Consider the following 10888-nt stretch of genomic DNA (forward strand, 5'->3'; position numbering starts at 1 on the left):
GCCTCATTGGCGCTTTACTACCCTACCCCCACCCCAACCCACATGTCAATACCCCACACCAAAATCCCCCCCGACGGCTCCCCTGTGGGGAAAATAGCGACTAAAACTGTTTGTGTGTAGACATTCTTAGGCTTCGACTATTAGCATGGTCTCAAAGGCTGGGCTTTGGAGAGGATGCAATGCTGACTTTGCGTAAGGGGGAAGAGAGGGGGCACGTCCGGCTCAGTTGGCTGGATACCTATCACTCCTTTTCCTTGGGGGAGTACTATGACCCTCACTACGCGGGCTTTCGCACCTTGCGAGTAATTAACGATGACCGGATTAGACCCTCCGCCGGCTTCTCGACCCATCGACATCGAGACATGGAAATCACTACGTATGTTTTGGAAGGGATCCTCGAGCACAGGGATAGCCTGGGCACGAGATCAGGGATTCGTCCTGGCGAAATTCAGCGAATGACGGCAGGCACAGGGATCCAGCACAGCGAGTACAACCCCTCATCGGAGGCGGAGGTGCATCTGCTGCAAATCTGGATTTTGCCGGAGCAGGAGGGCTTGGAGCCCAGTTATGAACAAAAAGCGACGGGTTTGGCAGAGCATCCCAATGAGTTTTGTTTGATTGCCTCTCGGGATGGGCGCCAGGGATCCGTGGTTGTGCATCAGGACGTGAATCTCTATGCGGCGTTGATTGAGCCAGGACACGCCATCAGCCAACGCTTGGATGAGAAGCGCTACGCATGGCTGCAGGTAGCTCGGGGCAATGCGACTCTGAACGGGCTGCCCTTGCAAGAAGGAGATGGCGTAGCTATTGCTCAGGAAGGGGGGATTCATCTTTTTAGCAAAGATGGTGCTGAAGTATTGCTGTTTGATTTGGCTTGAGATTGCCTTTTCGTCCTATCTTGACTACCTTCATCGCTAGAATTTTCCAAAGATTCCGTCTGCAATGTTGCAATCATCTTAATCATCTTAATGTGGTTGTTACGAGGTAAAGTTGTTCAGAAAAATGATTCAAGTCATGCCCATCTACTCTTAAACACAATGAGTTGCGGCACAAAGTCGAGAAAATCTCATAAAACTGCTTTAAATTAGCCAGGACGCATTCTATGGCGGCACTCTGGCAAATCAAGATTTCACGGTTTATTTACTTTGACTTGAGCACGCAAATTGTCCATATTGTTCGGTCATCATTACTTCCAGACGGATTAGCTGCTAAGTTGACCTTGGCTTTATCATATTAGAAAACACTATCTCGTTTTTATTTCCTAAAATAAAAACAAACTTAGAGATGAAGGCAGATCCATAGCTTGTCAGTTGGTCATTTCTCTTGATAATCAAAACATCCCATTTCTCTTTAAAGCAGCAATCACTATCCATCACCTGTATACGAGCTAAGATTCTTTCGTCGTTTGGCAGATCGGAGATAGCGAAGCCAGACTCGACGTAAAGTTGTAACCTTGGCAAGTCTAGCAAATCTGCCACAATTACCGGAGGACAGCTTTGGCTGACAAGAACTTTTAGCTGCTCTTGAAACTGATGTAGATCCTGAACTTGCTCATAGATGGCCAGCCTCGTATCTATAAGATCGCTGTGAGAAGTGCTCATAAAAAAGCGAATCTCAGATTTCCCCTTGTAAAAATCTGGCAATTCCCCCTTAAATACCCAGTCCATTAGGTTAGCTACTCTGTACTTAGGATGCCATTCTGAAAAAAACTTTTCGTGGGCTCGCTTAGCCATCTCTATAGCCAGCTCGTGGTTCTCCAGGTAAAACTTGATCTTCTCTATCAGCTCTGAGAGAGAGCTGTAAACATCACAATACAGGCCAGGAACCAAATACTCATCAAAACCAGAAGCAAATGAAAGGCGATCTGTGAGCAAAAAACCTCCTGCAGAAATAATCTCAAAATTCCTAAAGTTAATGTCGCCATTTAAGCTACAATTTAAGGAGATTAAAGAGTGAGCAAAAAGATGGGCTGCTTCCTCTCTAGACCCTTGTTTGACAACCAAGGGTAATTCAAGCTGCTTTAGAGCACCGACTAGGAAACAGCGTCTCGGATGAATCGGGCTCAGATGACCTAGGAAAGCAACCTTTTTCTCTTTATTTTCTATCCATTCATGAGCAATGGTACGCATAGATATGAGAGGTAGCCATGCTACATTCTTGAAACCTGTTGCAGCAAACCAGTGCAAGTGATGGCGATTATGAGGGGTCACCACATAATCAAAATCTTCTTGTCTGCAATAGCTTAAAAAATTTGAGAGATAATGCTCCGTAAGCTGAATACTACTTCCAAGTAGTCTCCCGTGATGGGTATCTCCAGCCAACAAAACAGTTGGACAGCCGAATTTCTTAGTGCCTAAAACTCTCGAGCTAAAGACGGATGACCAGACAATAACCAAATCAAAATCTTTATCTTTAATACGATTTGATTCCTGCGCAAACTCGTAAATATCATAGTCTCCTAAGGGGGACTCAACTAAGTCTTCGGAGGTAGTAATATAGCTAAAGCCAAGGCCTTTTGCAATTTCTTCTGGGCACAAAGTTACTTGTCGGCTAGAGAAAATGGGAGGTGGGATATAATCCGGCGGTATTGGCCAACTGAGGAGAACGCGAGGCTCTAAAGTTTCAGCTTTTAGGTCGCCCATAACTTATCCTCCGCTTATGGCTCTCGTAGTTGTAGGCAGTAATCCAGTCACAGCACCGCCGTACTATAACACACGTAGGCAGGGACTGGCTAAGTGCTTGGAGCAGTGCTGCCAGTAGGGGTAGGACTCGGTGTTTGAATGCCCGCTGGACACTGCCAAGCTGAAAGACAAGCTAGAACGGTTGTGGCTGCCTCTGCTGAACCTCAAAAAAGACAGCCTACGGGTGTACTCTTTGGATGCTACCGTCAAACAATGAATAAAGGTCTTCGGAGGGTCTCTCCCCTACGAGCCGCTGGACTACCTGATTTTCTGGGGTTCCCTGGCTGGCCGAAAATGTAAAGCTTTGTGCGCAATCCCTTGGAGTGAGCCATCACCAGCCTAGCCTTGCCGGATCTAGATTTTAGGAGAAAATCGGGGGTCTTTTCCCGAATTGACAAGAAGATTCAAAATAGTACCTCTAGCAAGAAAAATGCCCTTGTTTGCACTTATAGCAAGGAGATGGGAACAATACGAATTAGCAATTTTAGGTCTTAACTGTGATCGAAAGTCAACCTCTGCTTTGCTAACTAACTATGCTTATGAATCTGGCCGCAAAGCGGGATAAAGTCTTATATAAAATGGTGTGATCTGTAATCCAGTTGTTTGTCAAGTTATTTCCTTGCCGGAGCAGAGAGGAGATGAAAAACTGATAGTAGTTTGATCATCGGTAGTTTAGGAGTCTATATTTTCGAATTGGTTGACTTAGTACTGCTACTGTCCTGGTCAACCAGCGAAGATCTGCGAAAGTCTCTCCTAGAGTAGATATTCTATCTTAACAACGATAATATATCCAAGTATCGAACCTTTGACTACAAAGATCTAGAAAACTTTTGTCACCACTTGGGCAGCTTACCCTAGTTGCGAGTGACTATACTTTATGGATAGAAATTCGCTCTTTTTTTGAATGTTTTGCTAACTCAATTGAGAGAGCACTTGCTGCCAAAGGTGGGCGAGCTGGGATCCCCTGCCCTTGGCGTACAGCAGGCGGGATCCCTCTGCCTGAGGATCGGGTTCTAGGCGCAGCCAGAGGTAGGTTGCTGGCAAGTAGGGCAGGTACTGAGGCCATTCGATGGCGGTGATCCCAGCTTGGCTCCAAAGTTCTTCCAGCCCCAGATCGTCGAGAGCTGAGGACTCGGCTCCGCCAGAGGGGGATCCCAGACGGTAGAGATCGCAATGAAAAAGAGGGATCTGTCCGGTGTGGTATTCCTGGAGCAGCACGAAGGTGGGGCTGTCGATGGGTTCAGGGATCCCCAAGCCCTGGCCTAGGCCCTGTACAAAGGTGGTTTTGCCGCTGCCCAGGTTCCCTTCTAGAAGGATCACTAGGCCGGGAGGGGAGTTTATCCTGCTCCTGCCCTGGGGGTTGTGTTGCTGGCCTGAAGAGTCAAGGAGGCGAACGGCAGCCTGGGCTACCAGGGCCGCCAGCGATTGGGTGGCAGCGGCAGAGGGCAACACCAGAGGAGAAGCTTGTTGCCAAAGCTCTTCATCTCGTGCGCTCGCCATGGCTTACGGCTCCTTCGAGGGGTGCTCAGGGGTGGGGATCCCTGTCGAGAGATCAGGTGAGGGCCTCACTGGGCTTAGGTGAGCAGAAGCACGTCTTTGGGCGGTCAGCATCACGGCCAAGCCAGCTCCGATGAGCAACAGGCTCACTCCCTGGGCCACTCGCAAGGACCCCAGCATGAGGCTGTCGGTGCGCAGCCCCTCGATCCAGAAGCGTCCAAGGCTATACCCCAGCAGGTAGAGACCCAGGAGGCTACCAGGCGGAGGCTGACGCCGATAGCTCAAAAAGAGCAGGATCCCGAAGAGGCCCAAGTTCCAGAGGGACTCGTACAGAAAAGTGGGATGCACACGGGATCCGTCGGGGAGCTGTAGCTGGATCCACAGAGAACTATCCGGAGGCAAAACCTCTCCATAGGCCTCGTTGTTGAAGAAGTTGCCCCAGCGACCGATGCTCTGGCCAAGGCTGAGGGAAGGAACGATGCAATCGGCCAGCAGCCAGAAGTTCAGCCGCTGCCGGCGGGCAAATAGGTAAAGTGCCGCACTGCCCCCCAGCAAAGCGCCATGGATGGCCATCCCCCCCTGCCAGAGGGCCAGGACTTTCCACCAAGGGCCATCTCGATATCGCTCCCACTCAAAAGCCACGTAGTAAAAACGGGCGAGGGGCAGGGATCCCACCACCAGCCACAGCAGCAGATCAGACATGGAATTGGGGGGAAGACCGCGCCGTGCCGCCAGGTGGCGGGCCAGGAGCAAGCCCAGCACCATGGCTAAGCCGATCAGCAGGCCATACCAACGCAGGCTGAAGGGGCCCCAGGTGAACACAATTGGACCGGGGGATTGCAACACCAGGGTCATGAGCACGGCGGTATTCCTGAACTGGTCTTTCTAGCTCACTCTACCTATTCTGCGACCCTCACCCCCAGCCCCTCTCCCTGAGGGAGAGGGGAGCTGGGAACTGAGGCAAGGTACGAGCTGACTCCAATTTGGAGGGAGATAAAGGGATCCGCTGAGGGCAACAAGGCGACAATGTTAGAATGCAGGCTCGATTTTCCACCGCAACTCCTGGGGGAGGGTGCTGGCCATGACCCGAAGCAAAGCTTCTGCCGTGAACAATGGAGACGACTTGGACAAGTTGAAGTCGGAGAAACGCAAAGCTCTGGATCAGGTGTTGGGCCAGATCGAGCGCAATTTCGGCAAAGGGGCGATCATGCGCTTGGGAGATGCGGCCCAGATGCGGGTGGAGACCATACCCAGCGGCGCTATCACCCTCGACTTGGCCATGGGCGGTGGCTACCCCAAGGGGCGAATCATCGAAGTCTTCGGGCCGGAATCTTCTGGGAAAACCTCGGTTGCGCTGCACGCCATTGCCGAGGTGCAAAAACGAGGGGGAACAGCCGCCTTTGTGGATGCCGAGCACGCGCTGGATCCCACTTATGCAGCAGCTTTGGGGGTGGATATCCAGAATCTGCTCATCTCCCAGCCAGACACGGGGGAGGCAGCTTTGGAGATCGTCGATCAACTGGTGCGATCTGCTGCTGTGGACATTGTGGTGGTGGACTCGGTGGCAGCGCTGGTTCCCCGCGCCGAGATCGAGGGGGATATGGGAGATGCCCACATGGGACTACAGGCCCGCCTGATGAGCCAAGCACTGCGCAAGATTGCCGGCAACGTCAGCAAAACCGGATCAATTGTTCTGTTCCTTAACCAGTTGCGCTCCAAAATCGGCGGCATGGGCTACGGCCCCCAGGAAACCACCACCGGCGGCAATGCCCTCAAGTTCTATGCGTCGGTGCGGCTGGATATTCGCCGCGTGCAAACTCTAAAAAAAGGTGCTGAAGAATACGGGATCCGAGCGCGGGTCAAGGTGGTGAAAAACAAAGTTGCTCCCCCCTTCCGGCGGGCAGAATTTGACATCATCTTCGGCCAGGGCATCTCCAACATCGGCTGCATTGTCGATTTGGCTGAGGAGATGGGCATTCTCAAACGACGCGGTTCCTGGTACAGCTACAAAGAGGAGAATGTGGCCCAAGGGAGAGACAATCTGGTCGTTTACCTGAAAGAAAAGCCGGAGATCCTGGCGGAGGTGGAAGCGGCTGTGCGGGAAAAACTTTCTGCAGGGGTAACGGTTTCTGCCAGCCGACCGGGGGGGATGGAGGAGGGAGAGCAGGAAGAGGTTGAGGCCCCCATCTTTGCAGATGAGGAGTTGTGAAACGAGGGCGGCTCTTCAAGCTGTGTCTCTCAACTGGGCTCGCCGCTGGCGCAAAGCTTCGTAGAGCAGCAATCCCCCTGTCATGGCCACGTTGAGGGATTCGACGCCCTCAGCCATCGGGATCCGCACCTGGGCATCGGCCTGCTGGATGGTGGATGCCTTTAGGCCAGCCCCTTCGTTGCCCAAGAGAAAAAGGGTTGGCCGGGTGAGGTCGTGATCCCAATGGCAGGTGGCCAGAGGGGAGAGGGTGGCGGCCAAAACTTGGATCCCTTGGCGACGACAGGCCTGGATCCAGGTGGGCAGGTCGGGCAAGACTTGCGGCGGGCGGCGAAACCACTGGCCGGCGGAGGCCCGCAGGACTTTGGGGTTTTCCGGATCGACGCTGTCTGCGCTTAGCCAGAGGCCATCGGCTCCGGTGGCCGCCACGACGCGGATCAGGGATCCCAAATTACCTGGATCTTGCAGGGCTTCGACCACCAAGCCCAGGCGCAACGCCTCTGGGGGAGGGGAGGCGATTTGCCGGCTAACAGCCACAGCTACAACCCCTTCCGGAGACTCGGTGGTAGAGAGGGCCGCCATCACTTCTAGGCTGACGGCCTGCCGCCGCAGATGCTGGGGCAGGCTGGCCAACAACTGGGGATGACGCTCGGCCCAATCGAAGGTGTAGCAGACAGCTCGCAGAGGCCAGCCGACCCCCAGCGCCTCTTCGAGGAGGTGGGATCCTTCTATTAAGAAGGCGCCCTGTTCCCGCCGGCCTTTGCTGCGGTGCAACTGCCGCAACTGCCGGATCCAAGGGTTTTTTGGGCTGGTGAGCAGCTCAGAAGCCATGCGGAGGAAGAGGAGAGATAGAACGGGGAAGGCTTAATCGCAGCGGCGCAGCCGTTGGATAAAAAATCCATCCCGATCCTGGCGATGGGGCCAGATGAGCAGGGGATCCCCTTCGGCGGCCCAGTGGGGATGCCGGTTCAGAAAAGACTGGATGACCGCCTCGTTTTCGGCAGGATGCAGGGTGCAGGTGGCGTACACCAACAGTCCGCCCGGCTTGAGCCAACGGGCTGCCACCTGCAACAGCCGACCCTGCAGATGGGCCAGCTCCTGCACCTGATCGGGGGTTTGGCGCCAGCGGGCATCGGCATGGCGGTGCAGGGTTCCCAGGCCAGAGCAGGGAGCGTCCAGCAACACCCGGTCGGCGCTCTGCCAGGGGGGCAGGGGGGCAGGGGGTTCGGCAGCGGCGCTCAGGGATAACAGGTCGATGGCCAGGGGACGGATCGAGTGCAAGCCTAAGCGCTGCACATTTTCCTCTAGGCGCCGCAGGCGGTGGGGATGGCGATCCAGGGCCCAGATCTCGCCGCGATCCTGCATCTGCTCGGCCATGTGGGTGGTCTTGCCGCCGGGGGCGGCACAGCAGTCGATCACCCGTTCCCCTGGCTGCGGATCCAGCCAATGCACCACCTGCTGGGCGCTGGCATCCTGAACACTCCACCAGCCCTGGGCAAAGCCCGGCAGGGCCCTAATATCGCCGGCAGGCCGCCCTAGCCGCAGGGCGCCCGGCACCTCAGGGATGGGTGAGGCGGGGATCCCCACTTCTGCCAAGGCTTGAATGACTTTGTTCACATCTGCCCGCAGCGGGTTAACCCGCAGATCCAGGTGGGGCGCTCGGTTGAACCAGGCGCACAACTGCTCAGTCTCGGCTGGCCCCAGGCGCTCCCACCAGAGGCGCACCAGCCAGTCGGGAAAGCTGTGCCGGATCCCCAAGGCCTGAATCGGATCCGTGGGCAGCGTGTCCTGTAAGGGCTTGAGGGGATCCTTTTCCGCCCCATCCAACGCTTGCCGCTGGTAGGCACGCAAGATGCCGTTCACCACCCCTGTCAGGGATCCCAGGCCCACCTGGCGGGCCAATTCCACGCTGGTATGGATGGCGGCGCTGGGGGGGATGTGATCCAGAAAAGCCAGTTGGTAAAGGCCAAGGTGCAGAATCAGCCGCAAGTCGGGCGGTTGCTGGTGGGCAGAGCGGCGGGCAAAGCAGTCGATCAGGGCATCGAGGGTGCGGCGACGGCGGGTAACGCCGTACACCAGCTCGCTGACCAGGTGCCGGTCGGCGGGGATCAGGCGGCTATGGGCCAACAGGTGCTCCAGCACCAGGTCGGCGTAGGCGTTTTGCCGCTCGATCTTCTGCAGAGCCAAGAGGGCCAGTTGACGCGCGTTCATGGTCGCCCCAAAGGTTTTCCTATCCGCTGCCCTTGTCCAGGATCCCCGCTGGGCGATACTGGAAAAGCTCTTCTCCAGGGATCCCATCATGCCTCACGCCAGTGTCTTTCTCGAGGTGATCCCCGCCATCGACCTTTTGCAGGGCCGCGCCGTGCGTCTTTACCAAGGCGATTACGCCCAGGCGGAACAGGTGGCCGCCGACCCCATCCAGCAGGCAGAAATCTGGGCTGCCCAAGGGGCGCCTCGCCTGCACGTGGTAGACCTGGACGGGGCCAAAAGCGGGGATCCGGTTAACTTGCCCATCATTGCAGACATCGTCCGCAAACTGGCCATCCCGGTGCAGGTGGGGGGCGGGATCCGATCTCTCGAACGGGCGCGGCAGTTGCTGGACTTGGGGGTAGATCGGGTGATCGTCGGCACTGTCGCTGTGGAGGATCCCAACACTCTAGAGGCGATGACTCAGGCCTTGCCAGGACGCATCTGGGTGGGGATTGACGCCCGCCAAGGGCAGGTGGCTACCCGCGGCTGGCTGAACACCACCCCCCTGCCGGCCACCGAACTGGTGCAACGGGTACAAGCTCAAGGGGCTGCCGGGATCATCTACACCGACATTGGCCGGGATGGCACCCTGGCCGGCCCCAACCTGGAGCAGTTGCGGCAGGTTCTGGCTGTTTCCCGCCTGCCGGTGATTGCCTCTGGGGGCATCGGCTCGCTGACGGACTTACTTGCCCTGCTGAGCTTGCCGGGTTTGGCCGGAGCCATTCTGGGCAAGGCCCTTTACTCAGGAGCCATCTCCCTGCCGGAGGCGTTGCGCGCCGTGGGGCCGGGCCGCTGGCAAGATCTGCCGCCAGAAACGGGATCCCGGTGGGCCTAGGAAGAAACAGCCCTGGCAAAATTTTTGCCATACTCTATGAAACCGACATGTAACTAAACAGCTTCTGGGAAACCAACTGGGAAGGAAGCTCTTCCCCAGACTGACTCTTGTCTAGGCGTTTATGGAAGTTCCCGCCCTTCGCCCCGCCGTTCAAGCCTTACAGCCGGAGTTGGTGGCCTGGCGCCGCCACTTGCATAAGTACCCAGAGCTGGGTTTCCAAGAGAAGCAAACTGCCGCCTACATCAGCCACCGCCTGAGAAGTTGGGGGATCCCGCACCAGACCGGCATCGCCCACACCGGCATTGTGGCCACCATCGCAGGAGAAGAGCCAGGGCCGGTTTTGGCGCTGCGGGCCGACATGGATGCCCTACCCATTCACGAGGCCAACGAAGTCGAATACCGTTCCGCCATCCCCAACGTTATGCACGCCTGCGGCCATGATGGCCACACGGCCATTGCCCTGGGCACCGCCAAGCTGCTGCAGCAGCAGCGCCAAAGCCTCAGAGGCACTGTCAAAGTCATTTTCCAGCCCGCTGAAGAAGGTCCCGGCGGAGCCAAGCCAATGGTGGAAGCGGGGGTGCTGAAGAACCCAGATGTAGAAGCCATCCTCGGCTTACACCTGTGGAACAACCGTCCTCTGGGCACCATTGGCGTCAAAAGTGGCCCCTCGATGGCCTTTGCCGATCGCTTTCAAATCGAGGTCATTGGACGGGGCGGCCATGCCGCTCTTCCCCAGCAGACGGTGGATGCCATTGTGGTCGGATCCCACATTGTGAGCGCTTTGCAGACCATCGTCTCCCGCAACGTGGATCCACTGCAGCCGGCGGTGGTGACGGTGGGCCGCTTCCGGGCCGGCGATACTTTCAACGTCATCGCTCCCAGGGCAGAGATTTGGGGCACCGTGCGCAGCTTTCAGCCGGAAGTGCGGGATTTGCTGGCAAGGCGTATTGAAGAAATCGTGGCCGGCATTTGCCAAGCCTACGGGGCCACCTACGAGTTCCAGTACGAGCGGGGCTATCCGGCGGTTCACAATGACCCTGCCATAGCAGCCCTGGTAGAACAAGCCGCCCGCCAGGTGTTTGGTTCAGAAGCCGCGATCGTTTCTGAGATGACCCTGGGCGGGGAAGATGTCTCGTTTTTCCTCAACGAGGTGCCCGGCTGCTACTTTTTCCTGGGATCCGCCAACCCTGCCAAAGGACTAGATTATCCCCATCACCATCCCCGCTTTGACTTTGATGAAGCTGCTCTCGGCATTGGCGTGGAGCTGTTCTTGCGCTGCATTGAAAACTACACCGGAAAGACTTTGGGCTGAGGGGAGCACTTCCCAGAAAAGCTATGGCGACTGGAATATAACTGACGAAGCCGCTCGCAACGTCAAGTCCTAGCTCCCCTCTCCCTGAGGGAGAGGGGCTGGGGGTG

At 56.3% G+C, this 10888-nt stretch carries 9 protein-coding genes; 4 read left to right on the forward strand and 5 right to left on the reverse strand.

What is annotated here, in order from left to right:
- Positions 1 to 179: 179 nt before the first annotated feature.
- Entirely contained in the window at positions 180 to 878 is a 699-nt protein-coding gene (locus NW863_RS10440) for a pirin family protein (RefSeq protein ID WP_414366198.1), read from the forward strand.
- Positions 879 to 1208: 330 nt separating this feature from the next.
- On the opposite strand, the gene NW863_RS10445 is transcribed toward NW863_RS10440, so the two are convergent.
- The 3 genes from NW863_RS10445 to lgt form a co-directional block, all read right to left on the reverse strand.
- Positions 1209 to 2642: a glycosyltransferase gene (locus NW863_RS10445; protein ID WP_414366200.1), complete on the reverse strand. Its 1434-nt coding sequence runs from the start codon at positions 2640 to 2642 to the stop codon at positions 1209 to 1211.
- Positions 2643 to 3593: 951 nt separating this feature from the next.
- On the reverse strand, positions 3594 to 4181 hold the full coding sequence (tsaE, locus tag NW863_RS10450) for a tRNA (adenosine(37)-N6)-threonylcarbamoyltransferase complex ATPase subunit type 1 TsaE (RefSeq protein WP_414366202.1): 588 nt from the start codon (positions 4179 to 4181) through the stop codon (positions 3594 to 3596).
- A 3-nt stretch (positions 4182 to 4184) separates the two neighbouring features.
- Positions 4185 to 5033, reverse strand: a complete 849-nt coding sequence (lgt, locus tag NW863_RS10455; RefSeq protein ID WP_414347756.1) for a prolipoprotein diacylglyceryl transferase — start codon at positions 5031 to 5033, stop codon at positions 4185 to 4187.
- Positions 5034 to 5259: 226 nt separating this feature from the next.
- Between lgt and recA the strand changes: the two genes are divergently transcribed.
- The gene (gene recA / locus NW863_RS10460; RefSeq protein WP_414366204.1) at positions 5260 to 6387 is read left to right on the forward strand and encodes a recombinase RecA; all 1128 of its coding nucleotides are present in this window, start codon (positions 5260 to 5262) and stop codon (positions 6385 to 6387) included.
- Between the two features lie 15 nt (positions 6388 to 6402).
- Here the strand turns inward: recA and NW863_RS10465 are convergent, their stop codons facing one another.
- Both NW863_RS10465 and NW863_RS10470 read right to left on the reverse strand, forming a co-directional pair.
- Positions 6403 to 7215 carry a TrmH family RNA methyltransferase gene (locus NW863_RS10465; RefSeq protein ID WP_414335762.1) on the reverse strand — a complete coding sequence of 271 codons (813 nt, stop codon included), beginning with the start codon at positions 7213 to 7215 and terminating at the stop codon, positions 6403 to 6405.
- Between the two features lie 33 nt (positions 7216 to 7248).
- Positions 7249 to 8595 carry a 16S rRNA (cytosine(967)-C(5))-methyltransferase gene (locus NW863_RS10470; RefSeq protein ID WP_414366206.1) on the reverse strand — a complete coding sequence of 449 codons (1347 nt, stop codon included), beginning with the start codon at positions 8593 to 8595 and terminating at the stop codon, positions 7249 to 7251.
- Between the two features lie 88 nt (positions 8596 to 8683).
- On the opposite strand from NW863_RS10470, the gene hisA reads away from it, so the two are divergent.
- Both hisA and NW863_RS10480 read left to right on the forward strand, forming a co-directional pair.
- Positions 8684 to 9469, forward strand: a complete 786-nt coding sequence (gene hisA, locus NW863_RS10475; RefSeq protein ID WP_414366209.1) for a 1-(5-phosphoribosyl)-5-[(5-phosphoribosylamino)methylideneamino]imidazole-4-carboxamide isomerase — start codon at positions 8684 to 8686, stop codon at positions 9467 to 9469.
- A gap of 121 nt (positions 9470 to 9590) precedes the next feature.
- Entirely contained in the window at positions 9591 to 10781 is a 1191-nt protein-coding gene (locus tag NW863_RS10480) for a M20 metallopeptidase family protein (RefSeq protein ID WP_414366207.1), read from the forward strand.
- The last annotated feature ends 107 nt before the right edge of the window (positions 10782 to 10888 follow it).

Source organism: Synechococcus sp. B60.1, from assembly GCF_047462555.1.
Taxonomy (GTDB): Bacteria; Cyanobacteriota; Cyanobacteriia; order Thermostichales; family Thermostichaceae; genus Thermostichus.

Excerpts from the sequence above, each read along its gene's own strand:
- recA (WP_414366204.1), top strand. The coding sequence starts at position 5,260 with ATGACCCGAAGCAAAGCTTCTGCCGTGAACAATGGAGACGACTTGGAC.
- NW863_RS10480 (WP_414366207.1), top strand. The coding sequence starts at position 9,591 with ATGGAAGTTCCCGCCCTTCGCCCCGCCGTTCAAGCCTTACAGCCGGAG.
- tsaE (WP_414366202.1), bottom strand. The coding sequence starts at position 4,181 with ATGGCGAGCGCACGAGATGAAGAGCTTTGGCAACAAGCTTCTCCTCTG.
- NW863_RS10465 (WP_414335762.1), bottom strand. The coding sequence starts at position 7,215 with ATGGCTTCTGAGCTGCTCACCAGCCCAAAAAACCCTTGGATCCGGCAG.
- NW863_RS10440 (WP_414366198.1), top strand. The coding sequence starts at position 180 with ATGCTGACTTTGCGTAAGGGGGAAGAGAGGGGGCACGTCCGGCTCAGT.
- lgt (WP_414347756.1), bottom strand. The coding sequence starts at position 5,033 with ATGACCCTGGTGTTGCAATCCCCCGGTCCAATTGTGTTCACCTGGGGC.
- NW863_RS10445 (WP_414366200.1), bottom strand. The coding sequence starts at position 2,642 with ATGGGCGACCTAAAAGCTGAAACTTTAGAGCCTCGCGTTCTCCTCAGT.
- NW863_RS10470 (WP_414366206.1), bottom strand. The coding sequence starts at position 8,595 with ATGAACGCGCGTCAACTGGCCCTCTTGGCTCTGCAGAAGATCGAGCGG.
- hisA (WP_414366209.1), top strand. The coding sequence starts at position 8,684 with ATGCCTCACGCCAGTGTCTTTCTCGAGGTGATCCCCGCCATCGACCTT.